This is a genomic window from Allobosea massiliensis (assembly GCF_042655245.1).
GTDB classification, from domain to species: domain Bacteria; phylum Pseudomonadota; class Alphaproteobacteria; order Rhizobiales; family Beijerinckiaceae; genus Allobosea; species Allobosea massiliensis.
In genome coordinates this window covers 16,769-33,208 of record NZ_JBHSLU010000123.1, presented here as the reverse complement: position 1 = coordinate 33,208, position 16,440 = coordinate 16,769, and the positions used below count along the sequence as shown (strand labels likewise).

General features: G+C 68.0%; 21 protein-coding genes. 9 read left to right on the top strand and 12 right to left on the bottom strand.

Going from position 1 to position 16,440, the window contains the following annotated elements:
- The first annotated feature begins 71 nt into the window (after positions 1 to 71).
- Positions 72 to 1,037: a thioredoxin-disulfide reductase gene (gene trxB / locus ACFPN9_RS26630; RefSeq protein WP_066715910.1), complete on the top strand. Its 966-nt coding sequence runs from the start codon at positions 72 to 74 to the stop codon at positions 1,035 to 1,037.
- 143 nt (positions 1,038 to 1,180) lie between these two features.
- On the top strand, positions 1,181 to 2,071 hold the full coding sequence (locus ACFPN9_RS26625; protein WP_066715912.1) for a LysR family transcriptional regulator: 891 nt from the start codon (positions 1,181 to 1,183) through the stop codon (positions 2,069 to 2,071).
- A gap of 451 nt (positions 2,072 to 2,522) precedes the next feature.
- On the opposite strand, the gene ACFPN9_RS26620 is transcribed toward ACFPN9_RS26625, so the two are convergent.
- The 6 genes from ACFPN9_RS26620 to ACFPN9_RS26595 all read right to left on the bottom strand — a co-directional run bounded on the left by ACFPN9_RS26620 (position 2,523) and on the right by ACFPN9_RS26595 (position 7,817).
- Positions 2,523 to 3,077, bottom strand: coding sequence for an NADPH-dependent FMN reductase (locus ACFPN9_RS26620; protein WP_067253414.1), 555 nt, complete (start codon positions 3,075 to 3,077; stop codon positions 2,523 to 2,525).
- Positions 3,078 to 3,140: 63 nt separating this feature from the next.
- Positions 3,141 to 3,716, bottom strand: coding sequence for a methylated-DNA--[protein]-cysteine S-methyltransferase (locus ACFPN9_RS26615; RefSeq protein ID WP_066721833.1), 576 nt, complete (start codon positions 3,714 to 3,716; stop codon positions 3,141 to 3,143).
- Positions 3,717 to 3,798: 82 nt separating this feature from the next.
- Positions 3,799 to 4,755 (bottom strand): protein-methionine-sulfoxide reductase catalytic subunit MsrP, encoded by a 957-nt coding sequence (gene msrP / locus ACFPN9_RS26610; RefSeq protein WP_066721831.1) that lies wholly within the window; start codon positions 4,753 to 4,755, stop codon positions 3,799 to 3,801.
- A 199-nt stretch (positions 4,756 to 4,954) separates the two neighbouring features.
- A complete protein-coding gene (gene leuB, locus ACFPN9_RS26605; RefSeq protein WP_066721829.1) occupies positions 4,955 to 6,064 on the bottom strand; it encodes a 3-isopropylmalate dehydrogenase in 1,110 nt (369 codons plus the stop codon).
- Between the two features lie 85 nt (positions 6,065 to 6,149).
- Positions 6,150 to 6,539 (bottom strand): RidA family protein, encoded by a 390-nt coding sequence (locus ACFPN9_RS26600; protein ID WP_066721827.1) that lies wholly within the window; start codon positions 6,537 to 6,539, stop codon positions 6,150 to 6,152.
- A gap of 93 nt (positions 6,540 to 6,632) precedes the next feature.
- A complete protein-coding gene (locus tag ACFPN9_RS26595) occupies positions 6,633 to 7,817 on the bottom strand; it encodes a lytic murein transglycosylase (RefSeq protein WP_066721825.1) in 1,185 nt (394 codons plus the stop codon).
- A 127-nt stretch (positions 7,818 to 7,944) separates the two neighbouring features.
- Here ACFPN9_RS26595 and ACFPN9_RS26590 point away from each other — a divergent pair, with 127 nt between their 5' ends.
- The 3 genes from ACFPN9_RS26590 to ACFPN9_RS26580 all read left to right on the top strand — a co-directional run bounded on the left by ACFPN9_RS26590 (position 7,945) and on the right by ACFPN9_RS26580 (position 9,461).
- Entirely contained in the window at positions 7,945 to 8,205 is a 261-nt protein-coding gene (locus ACFPN9_RS26590) for a SemiSWEET family sugar transporter (RefSeq protein ID WP_066721823.1), read from the top strand.
- 67 nt (positions 8,206 to 8,272) lie between these two features.
- Complete coding sequence (locus tag ACFPN9_RS26585; RefSeq protein WP_066721821.1) at positions 8,273 to 8,629, top strand: DMT family protein; 357 nt, start codon at positions 8,273 to 8,275, stop codon at positions 8,627 to 8,629.
- Positions 8,630 to 8,684: 55 nt separating this feature from the next.
- The gene (locus ACFPN9_RS26580; RefSeq protein ID WP_066721819.1) at positions 8,685 to 9,461 is read left to right on the top strand and encodes a class I SAM-dependent methyltransferase; all 777 of its coding nucleotides are present in this window, start codon (positions 8,685 to 8,687) and stop codon (positions 9,459 to 9,461) included.
- A 10-nt stretch (positions 9,462 to 9,471) separates the two neighbouring features.
- On the opposite strand, the gene ACFPN9_RS26575 is transcribed toward ACFPN9_RS26580, so the two are convergent.
- The 5 genes from ACFPN9_RS26575 to ACFPN9_RS26555 form a co-directional block, all read right to left on the bottom strand.
- On the bottom strand, positions 9,472 to 10,464 hold the full coding sequence (locus ACFPN9_RS26575; RefSeq protein WP_066721817.1) for a Gfo/Idh/MocA family protein: 993 nt from the start codon (positions 10,462 to 10,464) through the stop codon (positions 9,472 to 9,474).
- A gap of 103 nt (positions 10,465 to 10,567) precedes the next feature.
- Positions 10,568 to 11,701, bottom strand: a complete 1,134-nt coding sequence (locus tag ACFPN9_RS26570) for a PQQ-dependent sugar dehydrogenase (RefSeq protein ID WP_377817920.1) — start codon at positions 11,699 to 11,701, stop codon at positions 10,568 to 10,570.
- A 68-nt stretch (positions 11,702 to 11,769) separates the two neighbouring features.
- Entirely contained in the window at positions 11,770 to 12,366 is a 597-nt protein-coding gene (locus ACFPN9_RS26565; protein WP_066721815.1) for a histidine phosphatase family protein, read from the bottom strand.
- Positions 12,367 to 12,386: 20 nt separating this feature from the next.
- Positions 12,387 to 13,361 (bottom strand): Bug family tripartite tricarboxylate transporter substrate binding protein, encoded by a 975-nt coding sequence (locus ACFPN9_RS26560; protein WP_067253419.1) that lies wholly within the window; start codon positions 13,359 to 13,361, stop codon positions 12,387 to 12,389.
- A gap of 103 nt (positions 13,362 to 13,464) precedes the next feature.
- Positions 13,465 to 13,977, bottom strand: coding sequence for a YaiI/YqxD family protein (locus tag ACFPN9_RS26555; protein WP_066721811.1), 513 nt, complete (start codon positions 13,975 to 13,977; stop codon positions 13,465 to 13,467).
- A gap of 135 nt (positions 13,978 to 14,112) precedes the next feature.
- Here ACFPN9_RS26555 and ACFPN9_RS26550 point away from each other — a divergent pair, with 135 nt between their 5' ends.
- The 4 genes from ACFPN9_RS26550 to ACFPN9_RS26535 all read left to right on the top strand — a co-directional run bounded on the left by ACFPN9_RS26550 (position 14,113) and on the right by ACFPN9_RS26535 (position 15,388).
- Complete coding sequence (locus ACFPN9_RS26550; RefSeq protein ID WP_066721809.1) at positions 14,113 to 14,322, top strand: hypothetical protein; 210 nt, start codon at positions 14,113 to 14,115, stop codon at positions 14,320 to 14,322.
- An 11-nt stretch (positions 14,323 to 14,333) separates the two neighbouring features.
- On the top strand, positions 14,334 to 14,567 hold the full coding sequence (locus ACFPN9_RS26545; protein ID WP_066721807.1) for a hypothetical protein: 234 nt from the start codon (positions 14,334 to 14,336) through the stop codon (positions 14,565 to 14,567).
- Between the two features lie 462 nt (positions 14,568 to 15,029).
- Entirely contained in the window at positions 15,030 to 15,161 is a 132-nt protein-coding gene (locus ACFPN9_RS26540) for a hypothetical protein (RefSeq protein WP_280939902.1), read from the top strand.
- Entirely contained in the window at positions 15,158 to 15,388 is a 231-nt protein-coding gene (locus ACFPN9_RS26535; protein WP_066721806.1) for a hypothetical protein, read from the top strand. Before ACFPN9_RS26540 ends, ACFPN9_RS26535 begins: the two co-directional genes overlap by 4 nt.
- A 51-nt stretch (positions 15,389 to 15,439) precedes the next feature.
- Here ACFPN9_RS26535 and ACFPN9_RS26530 read toward each other — a convergent pair whose 3' ends face one another.
- Entirely contained in the window at positions 15,440 to 16,252 is an 813-nt protein-coding gene (locus ACFPN9_RS26530; protein WP_066721805.1) for a transglutaminase-like domain-containing protein, read from the bottom strand.
- Positions 16,253 to 16,440: the final 188 nt, after the last annotated feature.

The window sequence follows — 16,440 nt, the reverse complement described above, 5'->3', positions numbered from 1 at the left end:
CTTGAAAGCCCGTGCGCTTGCATCGCCCGTCCGGCGGCGTATGTCGAATGGGCAAGCGAGAGGACCCCATCATGGCCCACACCCATGCCCGCGTGATGATCGTCGGCTCAGGCCCGGCCGGCTATACCGCCGCGATCTATGCCGCCCGCGCCATGCTGGAACCGGTGCTGGTCTCGGGTATGCAGGCCGGCGGCCAGTTGATGATCACCACCGACGTCGAGAACTATCCCGGCTTCGCCGACGTCATCCAGGGCCCCTGGCTGATGGAGCAGATGCGCGCCCAGGCCGAGCATATGGGCACGCGCATGGTCTCCGATCACATCGCCAGGGTCGACCTCTCGCAGCGCCCCTTCCGCCTCTGGGGCGACGGCGGCGAGACCTATTCCTGCGATGCTCTGATCATCGCGACCGGCGCCCAGGCGAAATGGCTCGGCCTGCCGTCCGAACAGGCCTTCCAGGGCTTTGGCGTCTCGGCCTGCGCGACCTGCGACGGCTTCTTCTTCCGCAACAAGGAGGTCGTGGTGGTCGGCGGCGGCAACACCGCCGTGGAGGAGGCGCTCTATCTCGCCAACCTCGCCAGCAAGGTCACGCTGGTGCACCGCCGCGACTCGCTGCGCGCGGAAAAGGTGATGCAGGACCGGCTGTTCAAGCACCCGAAGGTCGAGGTCGTCTGGGACAGCGAGATCGCCGAGATCTGCGGCGGCACGCAGCCGCCCAACGTCACCCATGTCGCTCTGCGCAACCTCAAGACCGGCGCGGCATCGGAGCTCAAGGCGGACGGCGTCTTCATCGCGATCGGCCACAAGCCGGCGACGGAACTCTTCGCCGGCCAGCTCGCCATGAACGAAACCGGCTATCTCGACGTCGAACCCGGCACGAGCCGCACCAATGTCGAGGGCGTCTTCGCCGCTGGTGACGTCACTGACGAGCATTACCGCCAGGCCGTGACCGCTGCCGGCATGGGCTGCATGGCGGCCCTCGATGCCGAGCGCTGGTTGCAGGCAATGGACCTTCAGCACCGCGAGGCGGCGGAATAGAAGGATCCCTCGGATACATCACGGAATTTGATCACTTCTGTAACCAAATTCAGTGTGAAAACAGCTTGGCACCGCAACGCAGGCATTGACCTTCAAGGATTTTAGCCCCCAACATGCGCCAAACGCATAACGGGGGAACCGCGGTGGATTGGGACCGCATCAGGATCTTTTATACCGTCGCCGAGTCGGGCAGCTTCACCAAGGCAGGGGATGTTCTCGGGCTCAGCCAGTCGGCCGTCAGCCGCCAGATCGGGGCGCTGGAGCGGGAATTGCGCGCGCCGCTGTTCCACCGCCACACCCGAGGCCTGATCCTCACCGAGCAGGGCGAACTGCTGTGGCGCGCCGCCCGCGAGATGACGCAGCGGCTCGAACGCACACGCTCCCAGCTTTCGGAGACGCGCGAACACCCCTCAGGCGAACTGAAGGTCACAGCGACGCGCGGCCTCGGGGGACACTGGCTCACGCCACGCCTGGCCGAGTTCATGGACCTCTACCCCGACATCAAGGTGGATCTCATCCTCACCGACGAGGAGCTCGACCTGTCAATGCGCGAGGCCGACATCGCCATCCGCCTGCGCCAGCCTCAGCAGCCCGACCTGATCCAGCGCAAGCTCTTCACGGTCCATTTCCACGTCTATGGCTCGCCGGCCTATGTGAAGCGCTTCGGCGAGCCCAAGACGCATGAGGATCTGGACAACCACCGCATCCTCTCCTTCGGCGGCACCTCTCCCTCCTATCTGACGGCAGTGCACTGGCTCGGCTCGCTCGGCCGCGACCAGCGCAATCCGCGTCCGATCCACCTCACCGTCAACAACATCACGGCGATGAAGCGTGCGGTCGATTCCGGCGCCGGCATCGCCGTCCTGCCGGACTACCTGATCGAGACCGGCTCGCCGCTGGTGCAGCTGATGCGCGAGACCGAGATGCCGCAGCTCGAGAGCTATCTGGTCTATCCCGAAGAGATGAAGTCCGTCGCCCGCGTCCAGGTCTTCCGCGACTTCCTGATCCAGAAGGCCCAGCGCTGGACCTACTGAGATCGCCACCTGATCCGATTCGCATCGGCCGACTCTGCTGAACGGCAGGGTCGGCCGTTTTGTTGCGCCATCAGAGCGCGCCACTGGCGCATGGCCGTGCTGCACCGCAACAAGTCACTTGCGAAACCATGACGCGCCGCGACAGAGCGACTGCGTTCTGCGCATATTTATCAATGATTTAGACTTAATTTGCGGCATCTGACCGCGGTTCATGCAATTTGCGCATGGCGGACCCCCTGATGCTGCATTGCGAAAAGGCAGATGCCGACCGATATAGCAGACACGGTTGTTCGGAACGGGCTCTGCTATCTCCTCCCGGCATCGAGTTCGTTTCAGCCGTTCCCCTCTGAGATGTTTGGCGTTTGAGCCGGATGTTTCAAACTTTAAAGGCCGGCTCCCTCGCGGGACGCCGGCCCTTTTTTTGGCTCGTGACAGGTGGCGCCAACGAGGCTCAGCCGGTGAGCTTGCCGACCAGGGCCGCGAAGCGCTCCATGAATGTCCGGAGGAAGTCTCGCGTCGCTTCGACCGTGACGACGCCGGCCTCATCGACCAACCCCTCCTTCCAGGTGATGAACATCTGGCCGCCCATCACCAGCGCGCCCTGATTGCCGAGGATATCGCGCAGATGCTGTTGGGCGCAGGCGGTGCCGACGCCGCCCGGGCTCGTGCCGATGATGGCGGCGGGTTTGCCGCCCCAGACGCCCTTCCCGGGCGGTCGCGAGGCCCAGTCGATCGCGTTCTTCAGCACGGCGGGGATGGAGCGGTTATGCTCCGGCGTTACCACCAGCACGGCATCGGCAGCGGCGATGGCGTCTTTCAGTCGTGTCGCGGTCTCCGGCCACGCCCCGACCTCGAGGTCCTGATTATACATCGGCAGATCGTCGATGGACGCGAAGCTCGCGGTGAAGGCCCCCTCGCCCAGCTTCGCCAGCGCTCCCGCGAGTTTGCGGTTGATCGACGCCTTGCGGTTGCTGCCGACGATCACGACGAGCTTGAACGGAGCCATGGAACGAGACCTCATGAAGTTACGGGGGCGATGGAGAGGAAACGCCTTGGCGGCCCGTCCGGTTCAGGCGCTCGCCCGGCGCGGGCGCGCCGCGAGCGGCAGCGCATCGAACAGGCCGGGGACCGCGTCCGTGCGCGCCCGCTCGATCGTCAGCAGGCGCAGCTTGGTCTCGACGCCGCCCTCGGCCGAGAAGCCGCCGGTGCGCCCCCCGGCCGCCAGCACACGGTGACAGGGCACGATGATCGGAACCGGGTTGCGACCGAGCGCGACGCCCACCGCGCGCGCCGCGCCGGGCTCGCCGAGGCGCCTGGCGACGTCGCCATAGGTCAGCGTCTCGCCGGGCGGGATCGAGAGCGCCACCTCATAGACCCGGCGCTCGAAGGGGCTCGCATCGTCGAGTGCGATCGGCAGATGGCTCAGATCCCGGTTCTCGCCGGCGAGAAGCCCCCGGATATCGGCGATCGCCGCCGCCACGAAGGGCGGCGCCGGCGCGTCTTCGGCACCGGGGAAGCGCCGCAGCAGGCGCCGGCGCGCGCCCTCTGCCTCGGCTTCGGGCAGTTGCGCGCCGATGAGGACATCGCCCTGCCAAACCAGCGCGCAGGCGCCGATGGCGGTGTCGAACAGGCAGAACTGCGGCATGCGGTCGGTTCCGGGGCGGCGGCCGGCGCCAACTCTCTCCGCCCGGGCGCGCCGCGGTCAAGCCATGGCCGGGCGTCACCCCTCACATGAACAGCTTTTCGCCCTCGAGTCCTTTGTAGAGCCCCGCGACCTGCTCGCCATAGCCGTTGTAGAGCAGGGTCGGCCGGCGATCGCGCGATCCCAGGAGCTGCTCGCTCGCCTGGCTCCAGCGCGGGTGCGGCACCTGCGGGTTCACATTTGCCCAGAAGCCGTATTCGGAGGATTGCAGCCCCTCCCAGAAGGTCTTGGGCCGCTCGGCGACGAAGCTGATCTTGGTGATCGATTTCACCGATTTGAACCCGTATTTCCACGGCACGATCAGCCGCACCGGCGCGCCGTGCTGGGTAGGAATCGGCTTCCCATAGATGCCCGTTACCAGCAGCGGCAATTCGTTCGTCGCCTCGGCGATCGTCAGCCCCTCGGTATAGGGCCAGGGATACCAGCGGGCCGACTGGCCGGGCGCCATGCGCGGGTTCAGGAAGGTCTCGAAGCGGATGTATTTCGCGCCCGAGAGCGGCTTGGCGTAGTCGACGAAGGCCTTGAGCGGGATGCCCGTCCACGGCACCGCCATCGACCAGCTCTCGACGCAGCGGAAGCGATAGAGCCGCTCTTCCAGCGGCAGCTTGCGCACGAGATCGTCGAATCCGATCTCGAAGGGCTTTTCGACCATGCCGTCGATCGCAACCGTCCAGGGCCGGGTGACGAGCCGCTTCGACGCCGCGACGATGTCCTTGGACGTGCCGAATTCGTAGAAATTGTTGTAGCTCGACGCCAGATCCTCGTCGGTCACCGGCCGGTCGAGCGTGTAGGTTTCGTTGCGCTTGGCGGGGTAGAGATCGAGCGTCGGATCAGCACCCTGCGCCGCCGCGGTACCCGGCAGCGCCGCCCCCGCGATCAGCCCGGCTCCACCGGTCATGAAGGCGCGGCGGTTGAAGAACACCGCCTCCGGCGTCGCCTCGCTCTCGGGGATGTCCCAGCTCGGACGGTTCTTGATCAGCATCGGACCGGCGTCCCTTCCGTTTCGGATGCCGGCACTCTAGCGCATGGCCGGACGCAGCACGCAATTCACGAGGGGGAGAGGTGCCAACTGGCCGCGACGTCTTGATCTCGTCATTGCGAGGAGCACAGCGACGAAGCAATCCAGACGTTCAGGGCATTGTCCTGGATTGCTTCGCTCCGCTCGCAATGACGAGGCGCCCTCAGCCGCGCGCCTCCAGCGCCTTGACGATCGCCTGGCCCATCTCGCTGGTCGAGACGGCGTTGGCGCCGGGCGCGGCGATGTCCTTGGTGCGGGTGCCGGAGCCAAGAACGTCAGCGATCGCGCCTTCGAGCCGGTCGGCCGCCTCGATCGCGCCGAAGGAGTAGCGCAGCGCCATGGCGAAGGAGCCGATCATCGCGATCGGGTTGGCCAGCCCCTTGCCGGCGATGTCGGGCGCCGAGCCATGGACGGGCTCGTAGAGCGCCTTGCGCTTGCCGGTGGCCGGGTCCTCGGCCCCGAGCGAGGCCGAGGGCAGCATGCCGAGCGAGCCGGTCAGCATCGCCGCGACGTCGGAGAGGATGTCGCCGAAGAGGTTGTCGGTGACGATGACGTCGTACTGCTTGGGCCAGCGCACCAGCTGCATGGCGCAGTTGTCGGCCAGCACATGCTCCAGTTCGACATCCTTGTACTCGGCGGCGTGCAGCGCGGTCACCGTCTGCTTCCAGAGCACGCCGGTCTTCATGACGTTGTGCTTCTCGGCCGAGGAGACCTTGTTGCGGCGGGTGCGCGCCAGCTCGAAGGCGACGCGGCAGATCCGGTCGATCTCCGGGGTGGTGTAGAGCTGCGTGTCGATGCCGCGCTTGGAGCCGTCCTCCAGCGTGACGATCTCCTTGGGCTCGCCGAAATAGACGCCGCCGGTGAGCTCGCGCACGATCAGGATGTCGAGCCCTTCGACGACCTCGGGCTTCAGCGAGGAGGCCGAGGCCAGCGCCGGATAGCAGATCGCCGGGCGCAGGTTCGCGAACAGGCCGAGGTCCTTGCGCAGCCGCAGCAGCCCGGCTTCCGGACGATGCTGATAGGGCACATCGGCCCATTTCGGGCCGCCGACGGCGCCGAACAACACGGCGTCCGCCTGCTGGGCGAGCTTCATGTCGCCTTCCGAGATCGCCGCCTTGTGGGCGTCATAGGCGGCGCCGCCGACGAGGCCCTTCTCGATCTCGAAGGAGGCCAGCCCCTGCTTGCCGAACCAGGAGACGATCTGCTCGACCTGCGCCATCACCTCGGGGCCGATGCCGTCGCCGGGGAGCATCAGGAGCTTGTGGGTCGCCATGGTCGTCGCCTCGCCGTTTCTTGAACCTGCAATGGCGGCTGATTAGGGCGCAGGCCCCCGGCATGCAAGCGGCGCGGACGCCATGTCAGGGCCGCGCCAACCGCGCGGTGACTTCGATCTCGACCTTCATCTCGGGCTTCAGCAGTCCCGCCACGACATAGATGCCCGCTGCCGGCCGCACCTCGCGGAAGACCTCGCCGCAGACGGCGAGCACCGGCTCGCAATAGGTCCGGTCGGTGACGAAATACTGCGCCCGCACCACGCCCGCGAGCGAGGTGCCGGCCTCCTCCAGCACCGCCTCGATCGTGCGAAAGATGTTGCGCGCCTGCGCGGCCGCATCCTCCGGCAGGGTCATCGTGACGTAGTCGTAGCCGGTCGTCCCCGAGACGAAGACGAGGTCGCCGTCGATGACGGCGCGCGAATAGCCGAAGGCGGTCTCGAAGGGCGAGCCGGTGGACATCAGACGGCGGGTCATCACGATTTTCCGTCATTCTCGGGCGAAGCGAAGCGCAGACCCGAGAATCCCGTGCAGGCGATGCTCGGGTCAAGCCCGAGCATGACGCCGGGGCTAAACCCGCCCGCTCTTCAGCGCCCGCAGCACCTTCTCGCCGGGGCGGCCGGTCGGGGGCATGCCGATCTTGGCCTCGACATCCCGGATCGCGGCCCGAGTCAGCGAGCCGACGGCGCCGTCCGGCTCGCCGACATTGTAGCCGCGCGCGATCAAAAGCCGCTGTAGTTCGCGCCGCTGCTCGCGCGAGAGCGGCAGATCGTCGGTCGGCCACTGCCCCTGCACGCCCGGCCGCCCGCGCAGACGGTCGGAGAGGAGGGAGATGGCCAGGGCATAGGAGTCGGCGCCGTTGTAGCTGTAGGCCGCGTCGTAATTCTTGAAGACGAGGAAGGCCGGGCCGTTGCGCCCCGCCGGCATCAGGAGCCCGGCATTGCCGGTGCCGTTGAGCGGCGACCCGTCGAACTTGACGATGCCGCGCGCCGCCCAGGACGAGACGGGCTGCTTCGGGTTGCGCCCAGTCGGGCCGGAGTAGCCGTCCGGCACGCGCACCTCGTAGCCCCAACTCGCGCCCGTGACCCAGCCCGCCTTGTCCATGAAGTTGGCGGTCGAATGCAGCGCGTCGGGAATCGAGTCGACGAGGTCGCGCCGGCCGTCGCCGTCGCCGTCCACCGCGAGCCGCAGATAGGTCGTCGGGATGAACTGGGTGTGGCCGAAGGCGCCGGCCCAGGAGCCGAAGAGCCGCTCGGGCCGGACGTCGCCGCGCTGGATGATCTGCAGCGTCGCGATCAGCTCGCCCTTGAAGAAGGCGTTGCGCCGCGGTGCCAGGCAGGCACCTGTGGAGAGCGCCTGCACCAGAGGCCAGCGCCCCTTGGCCTTGCCGAAATCGCTCTCGACACCCCAGACCGCGGCGATGGTGTGGCGGTCGACGCCGAAGCGCTGCTCCGCCGCGGCGAGTACCGAGGCATGCTGGCGCATCATCGCGCGCCCTTCGGCAACCTTCTCCTCGTCGACCAGCGTGCCGAGATAGTCCCAGATCGGAGTCTTGAACTCCGGCTGGTTGTTCATCGCCTCGATGATCTTCATGTCCGGCTCGACGCCGGCCATGGCGCGGTCGAAGGTTGCGCCCGAAACGCCCTTGGCGGCGGCCTCGCTGCGCAGGCCGGACAGACAGGATTGGAAGCTGCCCTGCGCCGAAGCGGCCGAGGCGAAGAGGACGAGAGGCAGGGCCAGGATCGTTGCGCGCATGGTCTCCACCGAATCGCAGGAATGACGCGAAACTAGGGCGATGCGGTTAAGAGAGGTTAACCATCGCGCCGGCAGCGCAAGGCGGCGAATCCCGCTATGAGGGCGCGAGCCCCCGCCGGAACCCGCCATGTCGCCCCAATCGATCGAACTCCTCGGCTTCGCCGCCGCCGCCCTCACCAGCCTATGCTGGCTGCCCCAGGCCTGGCGCACCATCCGCACCCGTGACACCAGGGCGATCTCGCTCTGGACGCAGTCGCTCTTCGCGGCCGGGACCGCGCTCTGGCTGACCTATGGTCTGCATATCGGCTCCTGGCCGGTCGTCGCCGCCAATGCGCTGACACTGTGCCTCGTGCTGCTCATCCTCTCGATGAAGCTTCGCTTCGGCTGAGCTGACACGACCGCCGGAACAGACCCGACCGCCGGGCGTTCCCGGCCTCGCCACAGGATCGAGTTCGATGCCCTCCGTCACCGCCGCGCATATCCTGCCGATCGCCATGCTGGTCGGCTCCAACGTCTTCATGACCTTCGCCTGGTATGGCCATCTCAGCTACAAGAGCACGGCCATCTGGCTCGCCATCCTCGCGAGCTGGATGATCGCGCTGCCGGAATACATGCTGGCGGTGCCGGCCAACCGCATCGGCTCCGCCGTCTATTCGACCGCCGAGCTCAAGACCATGCAGGAGGTCATTACCCTGACCGTCTTCGCCGGTTTCTCGGTGTTCTGGCTCAAGGAAAGCCTGACTTGGAACCACGCCATCGGCTTCGCGCTGATCGCAGCCGGCGCCTTCTTCATCTTCCACGCCAAGGGCTGAGCGGCGCCCGCTTCGGCGGGGTGACAGGCCGCTGCCGCATCGTCACAGTGGCACGATGGATCAGCTCGCCAGACCCGCCCTCCCCTTCTCCGGCCACGACGCGGTCGAGGCCTATCTCTCCGACGGCTATGATCGCGTCGTCGGCATGTCCTCGCGCTTTGCCGCCGCGATCTGCGCGCGGCTGCTGCGCCTGCAGACGGAGGAAGGCCTGAAGGGCCCGATCGCCGAGATCGGCGCCTTCGAGGGCCGCTTCTTCATCGCGCTCGCCCATGCGCTCGAGGAGGGCGAGATCGCTCTGGCGCTGGACATCTTCTCCTGGCCCGACCCTGGCGTCGAGCAGCGCTTCGAGGCGAATTGTGACCGGCACGGAATCGGCCCGGAGCGCCGCCGCACCATCAAGGGCGATGCCGGCGCAATGGCGCCCGCCGACCTCCTCGCCCAAGCCGACGGCGACCGCTTGCGCTTCATCCACATCGACGGCGAGCATTCCCGCGTCGCGCTCGGCCGCGACCTCGCACTGGCAACCGCCTGCCTCGCCGAAGGCGGGCTGATCGTCCTCGACGACATGCTGCACCCCGGCTACCCGACGCTGATGGTCGCCGTGCAGGCCTATCTCGAGGCCAATCCCGACATCGTCCCGCTCTGCATCATCGACCGCGAGACGATCGTCGGCGCGACCAAATTCGTGCTCTGCCAGCGCACATGGTTCGAGCGCTACCAGACCCGCCTGCTCGATATCTTCAAGGACTTCGTCTGGCCGCTCGGCGCCGATTTCGAGCCGCATTGGTGCCTGGTGCTGTCGCAGGACACGCGGCTGGCAGAGATCGTATGACTACGGGCTTTCAACACCGCGTGGCTCTCAGACCATCAGCGAGAATGCCCTCGACGATCTCCTGCACGTTCAGGGCGTCCGTCAGCGTCGCGAGATGGTGCGCTTCGCCCCGCGTCAGTCTGACGACCCCTTCGATCTGGCGCCTGAGCGCGATCGGTCGCGCCTCCAGCTGCGACAGGGCGTCGGCCGCCCTCTCCCAGGTGCCGTCAGGCCGACGGCGTTCGGCGACCGACCAGTCGCAGAGACGCACCGCCCCCCGGTCGCCTTCCAGCATCCAGATGTTGTGGTCGTCCTTCGTCGTCGTACCGACGCTGCCCCTGAGGTCGACCGGGATCTCGCCGGCCATCAGCCTCACCTCGATCGATCGCTCCGACCGACCCTTCTCGGGGAAGGCCGCGCTCGCGCTCAGCCCATGCAGAGGGCCGTAGAGTCGCCGGCTCAGGAACAGGAAATGCGACACGACCTCCCGGGTGAAACCGCCCTGTTGCCGACCGTCCAGCCAGGCGGCGGCATCGGCCTGCCAGGAGCGCGGCCAGGTCGCGAAGGCGACCTCGATGGTGATGCGCGAGGCGGTCCCGACGGCGCCCTGCGCGATCCAGTCCATCAAGGTTGCGACGGCCAGTGAGGAGGCGAAGGGGAAGTTGACGGCGCCCCTGTCTCCCGCCTCTGCCACGAAGGCGCGCGCATCCTCAACATCGACGGCCAGCGGCTTCTCGCAGAAGACGCTCTTTCCGGCGGCGATGGCGGCGCGGGCGTGTCCGAGATGGAACGCCGGCGGCGAGGCGATGTAGACGCAGTCGCTGGCGGCGATGACCGCCGCGGCATCGGCCGGCCGCGGAACCTGCGGGAAGGTCGCCGCCATCCGCGCCATCGCCGAAGGCGCCGGATCCCAGACGCCGCTGACCGTCACCAGCGCAGGCGACTGGTCGAGGATGGCGCCGAGCAGTCGCTCGCCCATGATGCCCGCGCCAATGATCCCGATCGAGAGAGTGCCGTCCTGCATCGCCTGAGCTTTCCCAACCTTGAGCCGGGAAGCGCGGTAACAGGAATCGGAGCGTCACACGAGCCTTTCGGCGACGGCGAACGACAGGCCCCAACCCTCAGCCCTATTTCGCCGGCCTGACCCGCAGCAGCTTGCCGTCGGGTGCGTCGCTCAGCAGGTACAAAAACCCGTCCGGCCCCTGCCGGACGTCGCGAATGCGTTCGCCGAGCCCTTCGAGCAGCCGCTCCTGCCCGGTCACCGCTTCGCCTTGCGTCGAGAGCCTGACCAGCATCTGGCCCGCTAGCGCGCCCACGAAGAGCGAGTTCGTCCAGGCCGGCCAGACCGCGCCGGTGTAGAAGGCGGCCCCCGAGGGCGCGATCGAGGGATCCCAGTAGAACAGCGGCGGTTCCATGCCGGCCTTGCTCGTGCCCTCGCCGATCTTGGCGCCGGAATAGTCGATACCGAAGGTGACGACCGGCCAGCCGTAATTGCGCCCGGCCTTCGGCGTGTTCACCTCGTCGCCGCCGCGCGCGCCGTGCTCGGCGGTCCAGAGCTGGCCGCTCTGCGGATGGAGAGCCGCAGCCTGCACATTCCGGTGGCCGATCGACCAGATCTCCGGCTGCCAGGCCTCGATCTTCGGGTTGTCGGCGGGTGCACCACCCTCGGGCCGGATCCGCATGATCTTGCCGATATGATTGGCCGGATTCTGCGCCTGGTCGCGCTGACCATAGCGGTCGCCGACCGTGACGAAGAGCGCTCCCGTCTGGTCGAAGACCAGCCGGGAACCGAAATGCATGTTGCTGGCGATCGTCGGCATTTGCTGGAAGATCACCTTGGTGCCTTCCAGCGCCGTGCCGCGCTCGTTGAGGCGGGCGCGGGCGACGCTGGTCCCGGTGCCCCCAGAGCGCGGCTCCGCGAAGGAGAGATAGATCGTCCGGTTCTGCGCAAAGCCGGGATCGGGAACCACGTCGAGCAGCCCGCCCTGCCCGCGCCCTGCGACGTTCGGCACCCCGGTAATCGGCGCAGAGAGTTTGCCATCCGTCCCCACTAGCCGCAGGCGCCCGGGCCGTTCCGTCACCAGCATCCGACCGTCCGGCAGGAAGGCGAGCCCCCAGGGATGCTCCAGTCCTCCCGCCACCGTCTCGACGACGAGGTCGCCCGCGCTCGATGGATAGCGCTGCTGCGCGGCGGCGTCCCGCGACGCGGGCCAGGCGGCGATCGTCAGAGTCACGGTGGCGATCCAGGCAGCGCTGCGCATCGTCGTCTCCTTGCTGATCATGGGACAGGAATAACCGCTCGGCCTGCGCCGCGGTTTCCCCTGCGACATCAAGGCGCCGGCAGGCGCCCGACCGTCACGACCGCGCCGCTCGCGTCGCGCTTCAGCACGACCATCTCGCCGGACGCGGGGAAGACCCCTGTCAGGGCCGTGATGTTGACCTGATGCGTGACCATCAGCACCAGCCCGGCATCGGCCGGAAGCGCGGCGAGACGCTGGCGCAGCGCGGCGGTGGCCGCCTCGCGCTCGCCGGGGCGCCCAAAGAAGGAGTTCAGCGCGGTGGGCTCGTCTTCGATCGGACCGAGCGCCATCAGGGCGGCCGTGTCGCGCGCGCGGCACCACTGGCTGGTCAGCACCAGCGACACGGGGATCGCGCGGCGGCGGAATTCCTCCCCGAGGCGCCTCGCCTGTTCGCGCCCGCGCTCGCCCAGATTGCGCTGCGTCGCGCAGTCGCCGATGCGGAAGCCGGCCGGATCGCCGGTCCCGGGCGCGTCGGCATGGCGCATCAGCGCGACATGGCCGGGCTTCGCGAGCAGCGCCCAGACCCGCTCGCGATCGACCTCGATGGCGGAGGCCGCTCCGGGCCGGAAGGCCGGCAACAGCAGCAGAGCGAGAACGAAGCGTCTTCCGAACCCTGCCGCCGCCATGCCGGCTCCTTCGCCTCAGGCTACTCCGGCTTCACACCGGCCGCCTTGATGATGTTTTCCCAGGTCGTGATTTCCTGCTGGTGATACGGCCGGAAAGCCGCGGGGTCACGTAACCTCATCGTGAAGCCGAGCTTGAGGATCGCCTCGCTGACGGCCGGCTTGGCGAGCGAGGCCAGGATCGCCTTGGAGAGCGTCTCCAGCACGGGCGCGGGCACGGCTGCCGGCGCGAAGAAGGCCGCCCAGGAATCGGCGTCGGCATCGGTAACGCCCTGCTCGCGCAGGGTCGGAATGTCCTTGGCGCGCGGGTTGCGCTCCGGGCTGGCCAGCGCCAGCGCCCGCAACGTGCCGGCATTGATCTGCTCGAGCACACTCGGCAGCGTCGAATTGGCGATGTCGATGCGCCCGCCGACGATTTCCTGAACCAGCGGCGCCGCTCCCCGGAAAGGCACATGCGTCATCTTGATGCCGGTGCGCGCCATGAACAGCTCCATGGCGAGATGAGAGCCCGAACCGACGCCGGTCGAGCCGTAATTGAGCTTGCCCGGATCGGCCTTGGCGAGCGCGATCAGCTCCTTGATGGTCTTGGCCGGGAGGTCGTTGCGCACCACGAAGGCATGCTCGAAGGCGCCGACGCCGGCCAGCGGCGCGAAATCCTTGACCGCGTCGTAGCCCGGCTCTTTCAGCAGGAACATGTTGTTGCCATGCGTCTGGTTGTTGCCGAAGACGATGGTATGGCCGTCAGGATCGGCCTTGGCCACGGCCCGCGTGCCGACGGCGCCCGAGGCACCGGCGCGGTTGTCGACGACCACGTTCTGGCCGATCGAGGTCGACAGGTCCTGCGCGACGAAGCGCGCGATCGCATCCGTTGGGCCGCCCGCCGGATAGGGCACGACGAGCGTGATCGGCTTGGTCGGGAAGCTCTGTGCCCGCAGGACGGACGGAGCGAGGACGGCGCCGGCCATCAGGCCGAGCGTGGAACGGCGGGTCAACGGCATGAACTTCCTCCCGGAGCGGCCCGATTGCAACAGGCTTGGCCGCAGCATTAGAGCATTCGCAGCCGGAGGGAAATGGCCCCGCAGGCCCAAAGCCGCCGCGAAATCAAGGGCCTAAGCGCGGCTCAGCTGCGGCGAATGCCGCCCGCTTCAGCCGTTGGATGGCGAGGTCGAGCGCCTGCAGGAAGGCGGAGCGGTCGCGCGCCGAAAACGGCTTCGGCCCGCCGGTGGCGGTGCCCATCGCGCGCAGATCCTCCATCATGTCGCGCGTCGCCAGCGCCATGCCGATCGAGGCTTCGGTAAAGGGCTTGCCCGTCGGGCCGATGACCTCGGCACCGGCCTTGATGCAGCGATCCGCGAGCGGAATGTCCGAGGTGATGACGATCGCGCCGCGGGCGACGCGCTCGGCGATCCAGTCATCGGCCGCATCGAACCCGCCCGAGACGACGATGCGCTCGATCCAGGGCTCGCGCGGCAGCATCATGAAGCTGTTGGCCACGACATAGACATGCAGCCGGTGCCGGCCGGCGACCTTGAAGACCTCGTCCTTCACCGGGCAGGCGTCGGCATCGACATAGATCGCGATCGGCGCGGGCTTCGGGGGTGCAACGAGTTCCATCGCCGGGAGCCATGACAGGCCGGCCCACCCGGGGCAACCCTTCCGGTTTACGGGCGCTTTATGCTTGCGCACGCTCTTCCGCATCGCGCGCTTATGCGGATGGGACCTAAACCGGTCGCCTCTCAGGAGGTGACCATGACCATCTCATTTCCCACTTCGCATACCCGCCGGCAGCAGCGCATCCGCGCGGTCTATGGCGCGCTTGCGACGCCGCGCCGCCCTGCGTCGCCGCAACGTGCCGGCATCGCGCGCCGCTTCCTGCTGGCCGAATGGACAGCGCTGGCCTTCTTCGCCCTGATGGCGGGCGGCATCATCGCCCTGCGCGCCTGGGCCGCGGTGAGCTGAGGAGCGTGACGATGGGCCGGTCCCGTTCCCTCCAGCCGCCGCACAGCGACGCCAGCCACCTCTTCCTCGTCGGTCGTTCCCGAGCCGGCTTCTGGGTCGCCCGCGATCTCGAAGGTGTCTCGGAAGGCATCTTTCGCGACAGGAAGGACGCCATGCGCTTCGCGCTCTTCGAGGGCGGCCATGCCAATGCGGTGATGCTCTCGCCCCACCCGGTCGAGCCGAGCTTCGGCCGGGGCACCCGCTGAGCGGTGATGCAGGGGCTGATAAAAGCGCCCGCCGGCTGGCGCGCGACCTCGCCGAAATCCACAGCGTCGCGGCCGGTGCCCTGCTCGACCAGTTCCGCGAGGTCGGCATCACCGACCCGGCCGACATCGCGCGGCGGCTGAACCGGCGTGGCTTTCCCTGCTTCGGCCGCCCCCGCTGGACCGCCGGCGCGGTGCGGGCGCTGGAGCGCCGCCGTGCCCGCGGCGCTGCCGAATGACGCGCCCGCCAGAAACAGCGTGCGCCCGACGGCGGTCTGGCCTAGGATCGGGGCCTGCTTCGACATGACGAGCCCCGGACCCTGCCGGGCCGGCCGCGGCAGGCGAAAGCCGCCCGCATGATCGAACCTCGCTTCAGCGTCCATCGCGATCCAGGCCAGGCCTGACTCGAACCCGAGATCCACCGGGGGCGCGATCCCGCGCCCTCAGACCCAAGGGAGACCGACCATGGCAAAAGGCGAACAGCGCGGAAACCGCGAAGCCAAGAAGCCGAAGCAGGACAAGCCGAAGGTGACGGCGGCGGCGCCCTCGACCTTCGCGGCAGCCGTCGCGCGCGCTGCGGGGCCGAAGAAGAAATGATCCGCTTCCGGACCATCGACCCGGCCGAGCAGGCCAGGGCGGACGAAAAGGCCGCTGCGGCCAAGCCGGCCATTGCCGCCCCCGCACAGACCGAGCCGGTCGAAGACGGGCAGCAATCGCCGGAAGATGAGGCGACCGACCCCGCGGCCCCCAAGGCCAAGGGCCTCGCCCGCAAGACGCCGCTGCGCGCCAGGAAGCCGGACACCTCCGGGCTGTTCCGGGACTGAGAGCACGGCAGACCGAGACGGCGCGGCCCGAGCGGGCGCGCCGCCATTGGCTCACACCTCGACCACCTCGTCGGTCCAGACTTTGAAGCCGGTCAGCGTGTTCGGCCCGAAGGTGGTGGCGATGGCGACATCGGCCGCATCGCGGCCGCGCGCGATCAGCACGCGCCCGATCCGCGGGACATTGTTGCGCGGGTCGAACATCTGCCAGCCGCCCTCGAGATAGGCTTCGAAGGATGCTGCGAAATCACCCGGCGGCCAGGGCGGCGGCGTGCCGACATCGCCGAGATAACAGGTGCAGTAGCGCGCCGGGATGTTCATCGCCCGGCAGAACGCGATGGCGAGATGGGCGTAGTCGCGGCAGACGCCCCGCCCTTCCGCATAGGCGTCCGAAGCCGAGCGCGTCACGCTCGCGTCGTTGTAGTTGAAGGCGATGCGCTGGTTGACGAAGTCGCAGATCGCCTGGACGCGCGGCGCCCCCGGCGGCGTCGTGCCGAACAGCTCCCAGGCGAGATCGAGCAGCCGGTCTGAACCGCAGAAGCGGCTCGCCAGCAGGAAGACGATCGCCTCTTCCGGCAGATCCTCGACCGGCACCTGCCCGGCGCTGCGATCATGCGCCTCGGGCAGACCGCTGTCGGAAATGACAGCATCCGCCGTGATCCGCATCCTGCCCTGCGGAGCGACCAGCCGCGTGCACCAGTTGCCGAAGCCGTCCCGATAGGCCCTGACCGGCACGGACGGCCTGATGCGCATGTAATCAGGCGTTTCGAGATCCGAGAACCGGCTGAAATGCACGTTCAGCATCAGGATCAGCGGGGTCGGCTGGGGAAAATCGTAGTCGAGCTCGTAGCCGATCCTGAGTTTCACGGAACCGCCTTCCGCGCGCCGCTGGCACGCTGGTGATGAGTGGCCCCCGGCCGCCTTCCATCAGCATGCACCTTTCGCGCCCTTACCGATACGGCTGAACGGTAGCTCCAATTCGCGCCGCTGCTGGCAATGATCACGCAGTCTCGCTTGCGATGGGCGCTTATGAGTCCTAAACCACGCGCGCGCCC

Coding starts and splice junctions, on each gene's coding strand:
- ACFPN9_RS26565 (WP_066721815.1), bottom strand. CDS start 12,366: ATGGCGGCGGCAGGGTTCGGAAGACGCTTCGTTCTCGCTCTGCTGCTG.
- leuB (WP_066721829.1), bottom strand. CDS start 6,064: ATGGCGACCCACAAGCTCCTGATGCTCCCCGGCGACGGCATCGGCCCC.
- ACFPN9_RS26550 (WP_066721809.1), top strand. CDS start 14,113: ATGACCATCTCATTTCCCACTTCGCATACCCGCCGGCAGCAGCGCATC.
- ACFPN9_RS26560 (WP_067253419.1), bottom strand. CDS start 13,361: ATGCCGTTGACCCGCCGTTCCACGCTCGGCCTGATGGCCGGCGCCGTC.
- ACFPN9_RS26620 (WP_067253414.1), bottom strand. CDS start 3,077: ATGGCTCCGTTCAAGCTCGTCGTGATCGTCGGCAGCAACCGCAAGGCG.
- ACFPN9_RS26540 (WP_280939902.1), top strand. CDS start 15,030: ATGGCAAAAGGCGAACAGCGCGGAAACCGCGAAGCCAAGAAGCCGAAG.
- ACFPN9_RS26580 (WP_066721819.1), top strand. CDS start 8,685: ATGGATCAGCTCGCCAGACCCGCCCTCCCCTTCTCCGGCCACGACGCG.
- trxB (WP_066715910.1), top strand. CDS start 72: ATGGCCCACACCCATGCCCGCGTGATGATCGTCGGCTCAGGCCCGGCC.
- ACFPN9_RS26575 (WP_066721817.1), bottom strand. CDS start 10,464: ATGCAGGACGGCACTCTCTCGATCGGGATCATTGGCGCGGGCATCATG.
- ACFPN9_RS26585 (WP_066721821.1), top strand. CDS start 8,273: ATGCCCTCCGTCACCGCCGCGCATATCCTGCCGATCGCCATGCTGGTC.
- ACFPN9_RS26615 (WP_066721833.1), bottom strand. CDS start 3,716: ATGCCGCAGTTCTGCCTGTTCGACACCGCCATCGGCGCCTGCGCGCTG.
- ACFPN9_RS26545 (WP_066721807.1), top strand. CDS start 14,334: ATGGGCCGGTCCCGTTCCCTCCAGCCGCCGCACAGCGACGCCAGCCAC.
- ACFPN9_RS26600 (WP_066721827.1), bottom strand. CDS start 6,539: ATGACCCGCCGTCTGATGTCCACCGGCTCGCCCTTCGAGACCGCCTTC.
- ACFPN9_RS26590 (WP_066721823.1), top strand. CDS start 7,945: ATGTCGCCCCAATCGATCGAACTCCTCGGCTTCGCCGCCGCCGCCCTC.
- ACFPN9_RS26595 (WP_066721825.1), bottom strand. CDS start 7,817: ATGCGCGCAACGATCCTGGCCCTGCCTCTCGTCCTCTTCGCCTCGGCC.
- msrP (WP_066721831.1), bottom strand. CDS start 4,755: ATGCTGATCAAGAACCGTCCGAGCTGGGACATCCCCGAGAGCGAGGCG.
- ACFPN9_RS26535 (WP_066721806.1), top strand. CDS start 15,158: ATGATCCGCTTCCGGACCATCGACCCGGCCGAGCAGGCCAGGGCGGAC.
- ACFPN9_RS26555 (WP_066721811.1), bottom strand. CDS start 13,977: ATGGAACTCGTTGCACCCCCGAAGCCCGCGCCGATCGCGATCTATGTC.
- ACFPN9_RS26570 (WP_377817920.1), bottom strand. CDS start 11,701: ATGCGCAGCGCTGCCTGGATCGCCACCGTGACTCTGACGATCGCCGCC.